The 14,987-nt window shown below is 57.8% G+C and carries 11 protein-coding genes; 9 read left to right on the top strand and 2 right to left on the bottom strand.

Going from position 1 to position 14,987, the window contains the following annotated elements:
• Positions 1–179 precede the first annotated feature (179 nt).
• Genes ccoN through ccoP form a run of 4 tightly spaced genes read left to right on the top strand, consistent with a single transcriptional unit; the run spans position 180 to position 3,600 of the window.
• On the top strand, positions 180–1,820 hold the full coding sequence (ccoN, locus tag H1Y61_RS11515; RefSeq protein WP_041697930.1) for a cytochrome-c oxidase, cbb3-type subunit I: 1,641 nt from the start codon (positions 180–182) through the stop codon (positions 1,818–1,820).
• Positions 1,821–1,830: 10 nt separating this feature from the next.
• Positions 1,831–2,562: a cytochrome-c oxidase, cbb3-type subunit II gene (ccoO, locus tag H1Y61_RS11510; protein ID WP_070150883.1), complete on the top strand. Its 732-nt coding sequence runs from the start codon at positions 1,831–1,833 to the stop codon at positions 2,560–2,562.
• Between the two features lie 10 nt (positions 2,563–2,572).
• On the top strand, positions 2,573–2,734 hold the full coding sequence (locus H1Y61_RS11505; protein WP_049777167.1) for a cbb3-type cytochrome c oxidase subunit 3: 162 nt from the start codon (positions 2,573–2,575) through the stop codon (positions 2,732–2,734).
• 2 nt (positions 2,735–2,736) lie between these two features.
• Complete coding sequence (ccoP, locus tag H1Y61_RS11500) at positions 2,737–3,600, top strand: cytochrome-c oxidase, cbb3-type subunit III (RefSeq protein WP_070150881.1); 864 nt, start codon at positions 2,737–2,739, stop codon at positions 3,598–3,600.
• A 118-nt stretch (positions 3,601–3,718) separates the two neighbouring features.
• On the opposite strand, the gene H1Y61_RS11495 is transcribed toward ccoP, so the two are convergent.
• A complete protein-coding gene (locus H1Y61_RS11495) occupies positions 3,719–4,072 on the bottom strand; it encodes a VOC family protein (RefSeq protein WP_180572686.1) in 354 nt (117 codons plus the stop codon).
• Between the two features lie 330 nt (positions 4,073–4,402).
• Here H1Y61_RS11495 and H1Y61_RS11490 point away from each other — a divergent pair, with 330 nt between their 5' ends.
• Positions 4,403–6,340, top strand: a complete 1,938-nt coding sequence (locus H1Y61_RS11490) for a putative bifunctional diguanylate cyclase/phosphodiesterase (protein ID WP_180572685.1) — start codon at positions 4,403–4,405, stop codon at positions 6,338–6,340.
• A 139-nt stretch (positions 6,341–6,479) separates the two neighbouring features.
• Entirely contained in the window at positions 6,480–9,485 is a 3,006-nt protein-coding gene (gene uvrB, locus H1Y61_RS11485) for an excinuclease ABC subunit UvrB (RefSeq protein WP_180572684.1), read from the top strand.
• A gap of 288 nt (positions 9,486–9,773) precedes the next feature.
• Here the strand turns inward: uvrB and H1Y61_RS11480 are convergent, their stop codons facing one another.
• Positions 9,774–11,333, bottom strand: a complete 1,560-nt coding sequence (locus H1Y61_RS11480) for a gamma-glutamyltransferase family protein (RefSeq protein ID WP_180574492.1) — start codon at positions 11,331–11,333, stop codon at positions 9,774–9,776.
• A gap of 247 nt (positions 11,334–11,580) precedes the next feature.
• Between H1Y61_RS11480 and H1Y61_RS11475 the strand changes: the two genes are divergently transcribed.
• The 3 genes from H1Y61_RS11475 (at position 11,581) to H1Y61_RS11465 (ending at position 14,876) form a co-directional block, all read left to right on the top strand.
• Complete coding sequence (locus H1Y61_RS11475; protein WP_180572683.1) at positions 11,581–12,780, top strand: amidohydrolase; 1,200 nt, start codon at positions 11,581–11,583, stop codon at positions 12,778–12,780.
• Between the two features lie 95 nt (positions 12,781–12,875).
• A complete protein-coding gene (locus H1Y61_RS11470) occupies positions 12,876–14,096 on the top strand; it encodes an amidohydrolase family protein (protein WP_180572682.1) in 1,221 nt (406 codons plus the stop codon).
• Positions 14,097–14,195: 99 nt separating this feature from the next.
• Positions 14,196–14,876, top strand: coding sequence for a hypothetical protein (locus H1Y61_RS11465; protein WP_197971639.1), 681 nt, complete (start codon positions 14,196–14,198; stop codon positions 14,874–14,876).
• The last annotated feature ends 111 nt before the right edge of the window (positions 14,877–14,987 follow it).

Below are 14,987 nucleotides of genomic sequence, written 5' to 3'. Positions count from 1 at the left end.
AACGCTCTATCTCGCTGTTTTTACGTACTTTTGCTGGAAATACTCTGGCGCTGTCAGAAAAACGTTCCGGCAACGGAATGGCTTTTCTCATGGAGCGACTGCGCAAACCACAAATCAGGGCGGAACCCTTCCCTTAAGGAGGGGCCGTGCCGACACAAAGCCGTTGGGGGATGCCAACAATGAATTATACTTTCGAAACCATGGTTTTGGCCATTCTGGCCTTTGCCGCGCTGCTCGGGGCGGGTTTCGCCTATGACAGCCTGTTTGCTGCCCATATGTGGGTGGCCTTTTTCGTGCTTCTGGGGGCGACTGTCGTCATGTTGCGCCATATCCGGTTTGCGCCGGTGACGGCTGGCATGTCGAGTCGTGCAGCGGCCCAGCCCAAGTCTGAATATTTCGACGAAGTCATTCGCTATGGCGTCATCGCCACGGTGTTCTGGGGTGTGATCGGCTTTCTTGTCGGGCTGGTCATCGCCCTGCAACTGGCCTTTCCCGATCTGAATTTCGGCCCCTGGCTGAATTTCGGGCGGCTGCGGCCATTGCACACGTCTGCCGTGATTTTTGCCTTTGGCGGCAATGCGCTGATCATTACATCGTTTTATGTGGTACAGCGCACGTGTCGCAGCCGCTTGTTTGGCGGCACGCTCGGCTGGTTCGTGTTCTGGGGCTATAATTTCTTCATCGTCATGGCTGCCACCGGCTACCTGCTCGGTATCACCCAGGGCCGTGAATATGCCGAACCCGAATGGTATGTCGATATCTGGCTGACAATTGTCTGGGTCGCCTATCTCATTGCCTTCCTGGGTACGATCCTGACCCGCAAGGAGCCGCATATTTATGTGGCGAACTGGTTCTACCTGGCCTTCATCGTCACCATTGCCATGCTGCATATCGTCAACAATCTGGCGATCCCGGTCTCCTTCCTCGGCGTCAAGAGCTATTCAGCCTTCTCCGGCGTGCAGGATGCGCTGACGCAATGGTGGTACGGGCATAATGCCGTCGGCTTCTTCCTGACAGCGGGCTTCCTTGGCATGATGTACTATTTCGTGCCCAAGCAGGCCGGTCGCCCGGTCTATTCCTACCGGCTGTCGATCATCCACTTCTGGGCGCTGATCTTCATGTATATCTGGGCCGGTCCGCATCACCTGCATTATACAGCTCTGCCCGATTGGGCGCAGACGTTGGGCATGGTGTTCTCGATCATGCTGTGGATGCCATCCTGGGGTGGGATGATCAACGGGTTGATGACGCTTTCGGGCGCCTGGGACAAGATCCGTACCGATCCGATCATCCGGATGATGGTTATGGCCATCGCCTTCTACGGCATGTCTACCTTCGAAGGCCCGATGATGTCGATCAAGACGGTCAATTCGCTCAGCCACTATACCGAATGGACCATCGGTCACGTTCACTCCGGCGCACTCGGCTGGGTCGGCATGATCACCTTCGGCGCGATCTACTACCTGACGCCCAAGCTCTGGCACCGCGACCGCCTCTATTCGATGCGGATGGTCAACTGGCATTTCTGGCTCGCCACGCTGGGCATCGTCGTCTACGCCGCCGTGCTCTGGGTGGCCGGTATCCAGCAGGGTCTGATGTGGCGCGAATACGATGCGCAGGGCTTCCTGGTCTATTCCTTCGCGGAAACCGTTAAGGCCATGTTCCCCTACTATGTCATGCGCGCCGTCGGCGGCGGGCTCTATCTCGCCGGCAGCCTGGTCATGGCCTGGAACATCACCATGACCATTCTCGGCCACCAGCGCAACGAGGCGCCTCTTGCAGGTTCGGCCATGGCGCCTGTCCTGCAACCGGCGGAGTAAGGAGGGCACCATGTCCATTCTCGATAAACACAAAATCATCGAAAAAAATGCCAGCCTGCTGCTTTTAGGTTCGCTGCTGGTGGTTGCGATAGGCGGTATCGTCGAAATCGCGCCGCTGTTCTACCTGCAAAACACCATCGAAAAGGTGGAGGGCATGCGGCCCTACTCGCCGCTCGAACTGGCCGGTCGCGACATCTACATCCGCGAAGGCTGTTACCTCTGCCACAGCCAGATGATCCGTCCGTTCCGTGACGAAGTGGAACGCTACGGCCATTACTCCCTGGCGGCGGAATCGATGTACGACCATCCGTTCCAATGGGGTTCCAAGCGCACCGGGCCGGATCTGGCCCGGGTCGGGGATCGCTACTCGAACGATTGGCATGTCCAGCACCTGAGCGATCCGCGCTCGGTCGTGCCGGAATCGATCATGCCGAAATATGCGTTCCTGAAAGAAACGCCGCTGAAGATTACCAATGTCTCCATGGACCTGAAGGTTAACAGCGAAGTCGGCGTACCCTATACCCAGGACATGATCGACAATGCCAAGGCCGATCTGGCTGCCCAGGCGGACCCGAATGCCGATACCACGGCATTGCTGGCCCGCTATCCCAAGGCGAAAGTCGGTGATTTCGACGGCAACCCGGCGGTTCTGTCCGAAATGGACGCGCTGATCGCTTACCTGCAAATGATCGGCACTTTGGTGGACTTCACCAAATATGACGACGCAACCGGTTACCGTTGAGGAGGGCGTCATGGAAGGAACCGAAATCTATACGGCCATGCGCCATTTCGCCGACAGCTGGGGCATGCTCGCCATGCTGCTGTTTTTCGCGGGCGCCATTCTCTTCGTCTTTCGTCCGGGCGCCAAAGAGCGGGCGGAAGATGCTGCCTCTATCCCCTTGCGGGAGGACTGATCATGTCTGACAAACACATTGACGAAATCAGCGGTGTCGAAACCACGGGTCATGAATGGGACGGCATCCGCGAGCTGAACAACCCGATGCCGCGTTGGTGGGTCTATACCTTCTACGCTACCATCGTCTGGGCGATCGGCTATACGGTGGTCTATCCGGCCTGGCCGATGCTCTCCACCAATACCAAGGGCCTGTTCGGCTATACCAACCGTGCAGCTGTCACCGCCGAGCTTGCAGAGGCCAAGGCAGCGCAATCGGTGTTCACCGACAAGATCGCCGCCCTGCCGATCAAGGATATCCTGGCCGATAAGGATCTGACCGAATTTGCCACGGCTGGCGGTGCTGCGGCCTTCAAGGTCAATTGTACCCCTTGTCACGGTTCTGGTGCGGCCGGTGGCCCCGGCTATCCGAACCTGAACGACGATGACTGGCTATGGGGCGGCAGTGTGGATGCCATCTACACGACGCTGCAACACGGTATTCGCTACACGAGCGATCCGGAAACCCGGGCGTCGGAAATGCCGGCCTTCGCCGACATCCTGAAGCCCGAGGAAATCCGCCAGGTCTCCGCCTATGTCGTCAGCCTGACGGGCAAGCCGTCCAACGACGCATTGGTTGCGCCTGGAAAGCAGGTCTTCATGGACAATTGTGTTGCCTGCCACGGTGAAAAGGCCGAGGGCAACCGCGATCTCGGTGCGCCCAATCTCGGCGACGCCATTTGGCTGAAGGTTAAAGGCGAGCAGGAGATCATCCAGCAGGTGGCTCATCCCAAGCATGGCGTCATGCCCGGATGGTCAGCGCGTCTAGGTGATACGACCGTCAAGGAACTGACCGTCTACGTCCACTCACTCGGCGGCGGGGAGTGAGAAGGAGCCGCCGGAGCTCAACAGCTCCGGCGGCTCCCTTTAGTTGTTGTCTGAAAACTGGTTGCGCGAAGGCAGGCCAGGTTACAGCATCAGACCGGTTTCAGCTTTCTGTACGATATTAGAGACTGTCCGACCAGACAGCCAGTTCATAGCCATCCAGGTCGCGGAAGTGAAATCGCCGACCGCCGGGAAAGGAAAAGATTGGGCGGGTGATCATGCCACCGGCGCTTTCCACGCTGCCCACGGCCTTTTCCAGATCATCGGCAAACAGGATGACGAGCGGCCCGCCAGTTGCTGAAACCGGGGCGGTTGTTGTAAACCCACCCTTCAGACGGCCATCATTGAATTCGGCATAATCCGGTCCGTAATCGGTAAAGGACCAGCCAAAGGCCGTGGCATAGAATTGTTTTGAAGCCGAAATGTCGCGCACGTTGAATTCGATATAATCAATTTGATCGTTCCGTTGCGTCATGCAGTTCTATTTCCAGTTGAAGTGTTATTTCGTGAGTAAAGCATAATATAAGTCGATGCACAATTTTTAACTGCATTATTCATTATTTCTTACCAAAAACGCGCAATCTTACCGCCAACCTTCATCGGGTTGGGAGGTGAGAGTCTGTTTTCGGCCAAACCCGATGCGAAAATCAAAAAATATAGCACCGTGCCGGAATCATTTTCCTGCACGATGCTGTCGTAAAGCACAGTTGTTGCGCCTAGTTTTAAGAATGAGATTGTCTTGTTTTCAGAAACCGCGGATCAAAAAGCATTTTTATTGTCATCTGCCCACAAGGCGCGGGCGTCCATGGCATTGCATGGTAGCGGTACAGCAGCAGTTTACAATGTGATGGCTGGGCTATCCTCGTCCATTCTGCTTCTGGCCGAGGGGTATGACGTGAATGTCGTTATCGGCTGGATGATCGTGTTGGCTTTCGCCACGGTATTCCGCTTTCTATTGTCGCGCCATCTGCAGCGCCGTCACTATGGCTGCTCCAATCCGGATGACGTGCTTCGGCTGATGTGCATCACGGCCTGTCTGCAAGGGATCGTCTGGGCTCTTTTGCCGACAGCGGTGGTCGATATGGACTTGCTGGGCCGCAATGCGCCTATTCTGGTGGTTATCGGCGGTCTGGTGGCGACAGCCATGTTCCGCCAGGCCGGCACCAGTCAGGTCGCCTTCAGCTACTGTATTCCGATGATTTTAGCGATATTGTGGAATTTCTCGATTCATGGTGGCATCATTGCGACCGTCTCCACGTTTAATTTCATCGTATTGGCCATATTCATGTCGCATCTGCTGTTGAAGGCGGACAGGACATTTATGGAAAGCGAAATGGCCAAGCTGAGCAACCAGGCCGCGACGCAATCGCTGACCATTGCCAATGAGGATATTCAGCACAAGAATTTGCGACTGGAGGTTCTTGCCAACGGCGATCCCGTGACGGGGCTGTTCAACAGAATCTACTTCAATGGACGGCTCGCGGGGGAGATCGCCGCTGCCAAAGTCGGAAACCGGGAAATTGGCCTGTTATTGGTCAATGTCGATCGGTTCAAGCTGATCAACGATGCTTTTGGTCATCGCGGTGGAGACCAGTTTCTGGCGATCCTGGGGCAGAGGTTGAAAAATGCCGCCGGTGGTGATGCCGTCACAGCCCGGATCAGCGGTGATGAATTTGCAATTCTGTTGCGGAACGGCGACGTGCGCCAGGATTGCCGAGCGCTTGCTGAGACCGTTATCGCCGCGTCCATGGTTCCGATTGCCGTCCATGGCACTCAGGTCAGTCCTGGTTTGAGCGCCGGGATTGCGTTCTATCCCGATCATGCTGATGATGGTGACGGGCTGTTTACCTGTGCCAGCATGGCTTTATCGGATGCCAAGCAGGACGGTCGCGGTCAATTGCGGGAATTCGATCATCAGATCAAACAGCGCATCGATCGCCAACGGCGTATCGAGCAGGATCTGCCAGCAGCACTTCGCGACACTGCGCTCGAGACCTGGTTCCAGCCGCAGGTCGATCTTGCCACGGGCAAGATCGTTGGCTTCGAGGCGCTGATCCGCTGGTTCCATCCGGAGTTCGGAGCGATTGCTCCGCCTGAAATTGTCAACGCCGCACAGGCCATGCAGATGTGTGAGGCGCTGACCGGTTTCGTGACAGAAAATATCTGCCAGCTGCTCAACAGGCTGAAAGAGCTAGGCATGCCGGAGACGGCTGTCGCCTTGAACGTATCGCCGCGTGAATTTGCGCTCTATGACGTATCTGTCATGCTGGACCGGATTACCACTGCCTATGGCGTCAGTCGCAACCTTCTGGAAGTGGAGATTACCGAGGAAACCATTCTGGATCCGGCGGTCGCGGGTGAACAACTGACCCGGCTTGAAAACAGTGGCTATAAGCTGACGGTGGATGATTTCGGCATGGGATACTCGTCCTTGGCCTATCTGATCAGCCTGAAGATCACCCGGTTGAAGATCGATCGCAGTTTCGTCACCGGTATCAGTAATTCCCCAAAGAACAAGGCGCTTGTTGTCGCCCTGGTTGGTCTCGGCCGCGCACTGGGTGTTGATATCGTTGCGGAGGGCGTAGAAACGGTGGCGGATGCCAGGACATTGACCGAAATCGGTTGCACGATTGGCCAGGGCTATTATTTCTCCCGGCCCATGCCCGCGGATATGCTGCCCAAATGGCTCGACTTTAAAAAAAAGCAACTGAGTGAAAAAAAATCACGGCGCGCCGTGGCCTGAGGCAGGCCAGTCAGGGACATGACCCTTGGTTTTTCCGAGAATGCCAAGGGATAAAAACTTTAGCGAAATTGTTGCTTTTTTGTTCTGATTTTCGTCTGGCGCACTTCACTTTGCCTGCGGTCTTATCCATATTCGAACCATGGCCAGATCTCCGAAAAAATCTCCCGTCCGTAACAATGACAACCCATCGCAGGATGAGGCAGGATCGCCTTATGCCGGTGGGTTTGAAGAGGCACCGCAGGCAGCTTTTGAAGGAGCACCCTTGAGCGGGAGTGTCGCAGATTGGGTGAAGCAGCTGGAAGCGGAGGCGGAAGCCGGGGGGATTGAAAGCCAACGGGAACTCGCCTCCAAGGCTGGTAAGCACCGCAAGAAGATCGAAATCGAAGCGCGCAGGCATGCCGAAAAGATAGCGCTTGAGAAGAGCATGGGCCGCAAGACTGAGGCCGCCGAGCCCGTAAAGGTCGGTCGCACTGCCAAGGCCAAGAGCGAAGACGGAGGCAGTGCCATGCGCACCTCACGCGGCGTGTCCATCGGCGCATCTTCCGATCCGGCCACGCGCGCTGCTGCCGGTCTTAATCCTGTTTCTGGTATGGACACGTCGCTTGAAGAGGCGCAGAGCCTTGCTCCCGGCGCTGTGACGGCGACCGTGGAGGCGCTGTCGGCGCTGATCGAAAGCGGCAATCCGCTGTTCAAGGACGGCAAGATCTGGGCACCACATCGCCCAGCCCGGCCGGAAAAGTCCGAGGGGGGAATCCCGATCCGCATGGTGTCGGATTACGAACCGGCGGGCGATCAGCCGACGGCAATCAAGGATCTGGTGGAAGGCATCAATGCCGGGGAGCGCAGTCAGGTTCTGCTCGGGGTGACTGGTTCCGGCAAGACCTTCACCATGGCCAAGGTGATCGAGGCGACCCAGCGGCCGGCGGTGATTCTGGCGCCGAACAAGACGCTGGCGGCCCAGCTCTATTCGGAATTCAAACATTTCTTCCCCGACAATGCAGTGGAATATTTCGTTTCCTATTACGATTACTATCAGCCGGAAGCCTATGTGCCGCGCTCGGATACGTTTATCGAGAAGGAAAGCTCGATCAACGAGCAGATCGACCGTATGCGCCATGCCGCCACCCGCGCCATCCTGGAGCGCGACGATTGCATTATCGTCGCCTCGGTGTCCTGCATCTACGGTATCGGCTCGGTCGAAACCTATACGGCCATGACCTTCCAAATGTCGGTCGGCGACCGGATCGATCAGCGGCAATTGCTGGCAGACCTCGTGGCGCAGCAATACAAGCGGCAGGACATCAATTTCGTGCGCGGCTCATTCCGGGTGCGGGGCGATACGATTGAAATCTTCCCCGCGCACTTGGAGGATGCCGCCTGGCGCATTTCGATGTTCGGCGATGAAATTGATGCAATTACCGAATTCGATCCGCTGACCGGCCACAAGACCGGCGATATGAAGTCGGTGAAGATCTACGCCAATTCGCACTATGTCACGCCGCGCCCGACGCTGAATGGGGCGATCAAGGCGATCAAGGAGGAGTTGAAACAGCGGCTGGCCGAGCTGGAAAAGGGCGGGCGTCTGCTGGAGGCGCAAAGGCTGGAGCAGCGCACCCGCTACGATATCGAAATGATGGAAGCGACCGGCGCCTGCGCTGGCATTGAAAACTATTCGCGCTACCTGACGGGCCGTGCGCCGGGCGAACCACCGCCGACCCTGTTCGAATATATCCCTGATAACGCCTTGCTGTTCATTGATGAAAGCCATGTGTCCGTCAGCCAGATCGGCGGCATGTATCGTGGCGACTTCAGGCGCAAGGCAACGCTGGCCGAATACGGCTTCCGGCTGCCCTCCTGCATGGATAACCGGCCATTGCGATTTGAGGAATGGGACGCCATGCGTCCGGCGACCGTTGCTGTTTCGGCGACCCCGGGCAGTTGGGAACTGGAACAATCGGGCGGCGTGTTTGCAGAGCAGGTCATTCGCCCAACCGGCCTGATCGATCCGCCGGTCGAAGTGCGCTCCGCCAAGACCCAGGTCGATGATGTCTTGGGCGAGATCAAGGAAACCTCGCTGAAGGGCTATCGCACGCTGGTAACGGTGCTGACCAAGCGCATGGCCGAAGACCTGACGGAATATCTGCATGAGCAGGGCGTGCGGGTGCGCTATATGCATTCGGATATCGACACGCTGGAACGCATCGAAATCCTGCGCGATCTCAGGCTCGGTGCCTTCGATGTGCTGGTTGGCATCAACCTGTTGCGCGAGGGGCTGGACATTCCCGAATGCGGCTTCGTCGCCATTCTCGATGCCGACAAGGAAGGCTTCCTGCGCTCAGAGACCTCGCTGATCCAGACGATTGGCCGTGCTGCGCGTAACGTCGATGGCAAGGTCATTCTCTACGCCGATCAGATCACCGGCTCCATGCGGCGCGCCATGGACGAGACGTCGCGCCGCCGTGAAAAACAGGTGGCTTACAATCTCGAACACGGCATCACGCCGGAATCGGTCAAGTCAAAAATTTCCGACATTCTCGATTCGGTCTATGAGCGCGACCATGTGCGTGCCGACATTTCCGGGGCAAGCGGCAAGGGCTTTGCCGCCGGCGGTCATCTGGTCGGCAACAATCTCCAAGCCCATCTTTCGGCGCTGGAAAAGCAGATGCGCGATGCCGCCGCCGATCTCGATTTCGAAACCGCAGCCCGTTTACGCGACGAAATCAAGCGTTTGAAAGAGGTTGAGCTGGCCAGCATGGGTGATCCCGGCGAAAAGGCAGCGGCCCGGGCTCAAGAACAAGCCGGGACAGGCCAGGCTGCTGGCGGTGCAGCCGTCGATTCCCGTCAGGAGACCGATTCGTCCGGCTCCTATTTCGCCAAACCATCCCTGGATGACATGGGGCCTGGTACGGACACGGCCAAGCCACTGTTTCGCAAGAACAGCCTGGATGAAATGACGGTTGGTCGGACGGAAAAGCCTGTTCCCGGCAAGCTTCCTGAAAAGCCGGGTCCAAAAATCGGCGACTTCAAAATCGACGATCCCCGTCCGATCATCCGCGCCAAATCGGGCGCCGGTTCCTATGAAGACGCCGGGGATCAGAAGCGCAAGACACGCACCAAGGGGAAAACCGGCAAGCCGGGACGGTGAATTAAGTTGTATTTTTCGGCCCGAAAATTCGTAAAAACAAATAGATAGAGAAACGCGGTGGCTCCGTGAGGCGTTGAAGGTCTCTAAATTTTGTTAGAAAACGTAAAAAACGTTGACACATCTCCAGATAGATGAAAACAGGATTCAACCGAAAAGCCCCCCTTTCGGTTGAATCCTATAGCATCGTGTAAAAACCGAAGCCGGTACGATGCTATAGGATCTAGCTTGCGCGGCGGTTGTTTCCGAAATTCTGTCCCAAACCTTTGTCGATTATCTCAACGCAATTGGTCAACGCTCGCCGAGGGTAAGCGCCACACCTTCTCCGCGTGGGTCGTGAGCGCCTGCCAGGCTGCCATCTGGGGCGATGGCGATAACGCCTGCCTGACCCGCGATTGGACTTTGCGGCTCAATGGGTGCGAGCTGGTGACCGAGATCGGCGAGACGATCGAGGACGGGCTGGCCGCAATCGGCTTCGATTTTCAAACTGTCGCGGCTGTCGGAAAACGTTTTGCCCAGTAAGAACCGTGGTCCGGCCAAGGCTTGCGCCGCAGGTTGCGCATAATCAATCAGCCGCGTCAGCAGCATGGCCAGGGTCTGCGGCTGGCCGTCTGCACCTTGGGTGCCGTAGATCAGTGCCGGTTTGCTGTCGCGTAGTGCAAGTCCCGGGTTGAGCGTATAAAACGGTCTTTTTCCCGGTTGCAGGAAATTGGGGCTTTTCGGATCGAGGGAGAAGGCCGCACCCCGGTTTTGCCAGAGAATGCCGGTATCGCCGACGACAACGCCGCTGCCCCAATCGAAATAAGTGCTTTGCAAGGTGCTGACGCTTTGTCCCGCAGCGTCAGTCGCGCCGAAGAACACCGTGTCCCCGGTTCGGTAGGGATGCGGCCAGTCCAGCGCCCGGTCTGGGTTGATGGCCCTGGCTGCCTGTTGCAATCGTTCCGCCGAAAGCCATTCCCGCACGGGTTGATCGGCAAAGTCCGGGTCGGCGATCCGGTCACGGGTCAGGAAAGCCTGTTTCACCGCCTCGACGACCAGATGCAGATGCTGTGCGCTGCCCGGAGTGAGGGCGGACAGGTCGAAATGCTGGAGAATGCCCATGATCGCAAGAGTGGAGATCCCTTGTGTCGGCGGCGGCGGCGCGAGAAGCTCCAGCCCGCGATAGGATAGACGCGCCGGTTCCACCTGCCGCGTGCGTGTGGCTGCCAGATCGGCAAGGGTGATTGGCGACCCAACTGCTCGAAGCCCCTCGGCGATACGCTGGGCGAGGGTGCCTTGGTAAAAACTGCGCGCACCATGGCTGGCAATATCCTCCAGGGAGCGGGTCAGCTCTGGCTGGCGAAAAATCTCTCCCGTGGCAAAGGGTTGTCCATTGTTGAAAAACAGGTTGATGAAGCCTGGCCAGTCGGCCAGCACGTCCTTGCGCATATCGAGCCAAAAGCCTTGCGAGCGGGTGACTGGAAACCCGTGTTGCGCATGATGAATGGCATTCTGCAAAAGATCGCCGAACGCCTGTTTGCCACCCCAATACTCAGTGGAATAGCGGTGAACGGTCTCCCAGGCATCAACAGTGGCGGCGGTGGTCAAGGTCGAAAGCGGACCACGCAGCGGAATACTGTCGCCGGTAAATTCCGGTAGCTTTGCGGATGCCTGACCGATCCCCATAAAACAAGTCTGGCGGCCCTGGCGGTCGGCCAGAATCCAGACTGAGTCGCCGCCTAAGCCGCAGAAATGCGGGTAGACGACGGCAATCGTGCTGGCCATGGCGATGGCTGATTCCGCTGCCGTGCCGCCGCGCTCCAGAACAGCCAATCCGGCAGCGCTTGCCAGCGGATGCGGGCTGGTGACCATTCCAGAGTGAGGGCCGGAAGCAGCGTGTGTCGTGGGGGAAATGGTATGAGATGCAGAGTGCATGGGTACGTTCCGGCAAGAGGCGGGGAATAATCAACTCCAAGCCTGACACGGAACACCAAATTACCGCAATCCTGACTTTGCTTTAAACCTCGCCTCCGGCCAGGAAATACGCCATGATCCGGCCCGTATTTTACCTGTCTGTTTGGCCGTGCGATTGCCCATCTGTCTGAAAGCCGATCCTTCCATGAGCGCCACTCTCGTCGTTTTCAATGCCCGCAATGGTCTTGGTGATCCCGTTGATATCGTTATTGCCGGGTCTACAATTGCCGCTATCGGCCCGGCGGCGGGTGAGGGCGTTTCAACGGAGAAGCCGCGGATCGACGCGCGTGGCGGTCTGGCCCTGCCGGGCCTTGTCGATGGTCATGTGCATCTGGATAAGACGCTGATCGGCATGCCGTTCATTCCCCATATTCCCGGAGGCACGGTCGCCGAGCGAATCCGGGCCGAAAAGGCGCTCCGCCGCTCCTTGCCCTTGCCGGTCGAGGTGCGTGGGGCTAAGCTGCTGGAGAAAATGGCGGCTTACGGCACCGTCGCCTGCCGCAGCCATGCCGATATCGATACAGAAGTCGGGTTGGCAGGGCTGGAAGCCATATTGTCCCTGAAGCAAAGTCATGGCCATCTGATCGATATTCAGACTGTGGCGTTTCCACAGTCTGGCGTCTTGGCCGATCCCGGCACTGCTGATCTGCTGGAGCAGGCGGTCAAGGCGGGTGCGGACTTGATCGGTGGTCTTGATCCAGCCGGGATCGACGATGACATTACCGGCCATTTGAACGCCATTTTTGCCATCGCCGGACGTCACGGCGTCGGAGTGGATCTGCATCTGCACGATCCGGGTCCGCTCGGCGCGTTCGAAATCCGCCAGATCGCCAAGCGGGCTTTGGCGCAGGGACTGCAAGGCAAATGCGCCGTCAGTCATGCCTATTGCCTGGGCGCGCTGGATGATATGGATTTCGGGCGCACAGCAGAAGCGCTGACACGCGCCGATGTGGCGATCATGACCACCGGCCCCGGCGATACCAGCATGCCGCCGATCAAGCGGCTGAAAGCTGCGGGCGTGCGGGTGTTTTCCGGCAATGACAATATCCGCGATGCCTGGTCGCCGCTCGGCAATGGCGATCTTTTGGAGCGGGCGAGCATTCTCTGCGACCGGCAGAACTTTCGCGCCGATGCCGACCTTGAACATGCTTTCGCGCTTGTCAGTACCCTCTCGGCTGAGGTTTTAGGACGCAGCAATGCGACACTCGGCAAAGGGTGTCCCGCCGATTTCATCATTCTGCCGGTTGCCTCGATTGCCGAAGCAGTGGCGGCGCGTCCGATGGAGCGCATGGTGTTCAAGGCAGGTGTGCTGGTTGCCAGCAATGGCAATCTCGTCGCCTCATGACTGTCATCCGTGCATGGGATATTGGTTGCGGGTGGTAATAAATTTCATGCAGCAGAGACGGGTGATGGGTCAGTCGGAAAGGAAAATGAAAACGCATGGCGATTGATTTCGTGTTGCGCCGCGCCAGGCTGCCATTGTCGGCGCAGCCGCTGGACATCGCCTTTGAGGCGGGGCGGATCGTTGCGCTGGAAGCGGATTTCCGTTGTGATGCGCCGCAGGAGGATGCGGCAGGCCGGTTGGTCTGCGCCGGTTTGATCGAAACCCATCTGCATCTTGACAAGGCAGGGATCATCGGGCGCTGCCGGGTGTGTAGCGGAACGCTGGCGGAAGCAGTATCAGAGACCTCGAAAGCCAAGCAGGCCTTTACCGAGGAGGATGTCTATGCCCGCGCCGCCGATGTCGTCGAGCGGGCCATCGTCCAAGGCACGACCCGGATCAGGACCTTCGTGGAAATCGATCCGCGCGCCGGTTTCCGGTCGTTTTCGGCGATCCGCAAGCTGAAGACCGATTACGCCCATCTGGTCGATATCGAAATCTGCGCCTTTGCCCAGGAGGGGTTGACCAATGAGCCGGAAACCGAGCGGATGCTGGAGATCGCTCTGTCGCAAGGGGCCGATCTGGTTGGCGGCTGCCCTTACACCGATCCAAGGCCCGCCGAGCATATTTCCCGAATTTTCGAGCTCGCGCAGCGCTTCGATGTGCCTGTCGATTTTCACCTTGATTTCGATCTCGATCCTTCCGGGTCCAACCTGCCGACGGTCATTGCCCAGACGCTGGCGCGTGGCTATCAAGGCAAGGTGTCCGTCGGCCATGTCACCAAGCTTTCCGCTATTCCTCGAGACGAAGTCGAGCGGGTGGCAAAGCAATTGGCCGAGGCGGGTATTACGGTAACGGTGCTGCCCGCCACGGATCTGTTTCTGACCGGCAGGGATATCGATCATCTTTGCCCAAGGGGCATCGCACCGGCGCATCTTCTGGCCCGCCAGGGGGTGAATGTCACCATCTCGACCAATAATGTTCTCAACCCGTTTACACCGTTCGGCGATGTCTCGCTGATGCGCATGGCTAATCTCTACGCCAATGTTGCCCAGCTGGCGACGCCTGCGGATCTGAACCAGGTTTTCGAGATGATCACCCGCTATCCAGCCCGCCTGATGGGGCTGGATGAACAGTTGAAGGTCGGAACTGCGGCTGATCTTGTCCTGTTTGATGCCGTTTCCGGTGCCGAGGCCGTGGCGACGATTGCACCGGCGGTGACGGGTTGGAAAAACGGTGTGAAGACGTTCGAACGCAAGCCGCCGCAGCTCTATCGGTAACGTCGAAATATCTGCTCATGGTCATCTCTCCGTCATGTTTGCGTGCTGATGTCCGCCCGATTTTCTATCGGGAATTTACTTTCTATTTCAGGAGTTTGCATGCGTTTGTTGTTCCTGCCAGCTGTGGTTGCCGCCATGACCGTTTCTTGCCCGAGCCTTGCCGCCGCGCCCGCCTCCTGGCCGGATACGCCTGTGTCGCGGTTGCAGGCATTGGCCGTATTGCAAACGCTGAATGCCGATCTGCTGAGCCATGACAGTGCGACGCTGACGCTGGACCGCTGGTGCAGCACCCATAAGCTGGCTGATGGAGCAAAAATCACAGCAGAGCGGGTAAAGGATGTCGATAAGCCCGCCACGGGTGAGATTCGCGCTGCTCTCAAGGTCGCGGATGGTGACAAGGTCGGCTATCGCCGGGTGCGATTGAAATGCGGCGACCGTATCCTGTCTGAAGCCGACAACTGGTATGTGCCGGCCCGGCTGACGGATGACATGAATAAAGTGCTCGACACGACGGACGGTGCGTTCGGTCGTGTGGTGCAGCCTTTGCATTTTCAGCGGCACACGATATCCGCCGAGCTTTTGTGGAAGCCATTACTAGCCGGATGGGAGATGGGCAGCGTGGTCCCAGCAGCCAGCAGCAATCCCTTGTCGGTGCCCGAATATGTTCTTCAGCACAAGGCATTGCTGAGTATGCCAGATGGAACGCCGATCAGCATGGTGGTGGAAACCTATCGTCGCGACCTGCTTGATTTTACGCCGCCGAAGCTCGATACCAACTAGAGTTTGTCAGGTTGAACCAGACAAACTCTAACTTCTTTTGTCTCGTTTGTCTTTTCGGGAAAACCGGTTTCCACTTTTCCCGGACAAACTCTAATGTCACCGCTCCACAGT

The organism is Agrobacterium vitis (genome assembly GCF_013426735.1).
GTDB lineage: Bacteria > Pseudomonadota > Alphaproteobacteria > Rhizobiales > Rhizobiaceae > Allorhizobium > Allorhizobium vitis_D.
This window is presented reverse-complemented; position numbering and strand designations above follow the sequence as displayed.

What these genes read in the sequence shown, in the direction of transcription:
- ccoP (WP_070150881.1), top strand. Translation starts at nt 2,737, where the DNA reads ATGTCTGACAAACACATTGACGAAATCAGCGGTGTCGAAACCACGGGT.
- H1Y61_RS11480 (WP_180574492.1), bottom strand. Translation starts at nt 11,333, where the DNA reads ATGGTCACCAGCCCGCATCCGCTGGCAAGCGCTGCCGGATTGGCTGTT.
- ccoN (WP_041697930.1), top strand. Translation starts at nt 180, where the DNA reads ATGAATTATACTTTCGAAACCATGGTTTTGGCCATTCTGGCCTTTGCC.
- H1Y61_RS11465 (WP_197971639.1), top strand. Translation starts at nt 14,196, where the DNA reads ATGCGTTTGTTGTTCCTGCCAGCTGTGGTTGCCGCCATGACCGTTTCT.
- H1Y61_RS11470 (WP_180572682.1), top strand. Translation starts at nt 12,876, where the DNA reads ATGGCGATTGATTTCGTGTTGCGCCGCGCCAGGCTGCCATTGTCGGCG.
- H1Y61_RS11475 (WP_180572683.1), top strand. Translation starts at nt 11,581, where the DNA reads ATGAGCGCCACTCTCGTCGTTTTCAATGCCCGCAATGGTCTTGGTGAT.
- uvrB (WP_180572684.1), top strand. Translation starts at nt 6,480, where the DNA reads ATGGCCAGATCTCCGAAAAAATCTCCCGTCCGTAACAATGACAACCCA.
- ccoO (WP_070150883.1), top strand. Translation starts at nt 1,831, where the DNA reads ATGTCCATTCTCGATAAACACAAAATCATCGAAAAAAATGCCAGCCTG.
- H1Y61_RS11505 (WP_049777167.1), top strand. Translation starts at nt 2,573, where the DNA reads ATGGAAGGAACCGAAATCTATACGGCCATGCGCCATTTCGCCGACAGC.
- H1Y61_RS11495 (WP_180572686.1), bottom strand. Translation starts at nt 4,072, where the DNA reads ATGACGCAACGGAACGATCAAATTGATTATATCGAATTCAACGTGCGC.
- H1Y61_RS11490 (WP_180572685.1), top strand. Translation starts at nt 4,403, where the DNA reads ATGGCATTGCATGGTAGCGGTACAGCAGCAGTTTACAATGTGATGGCT.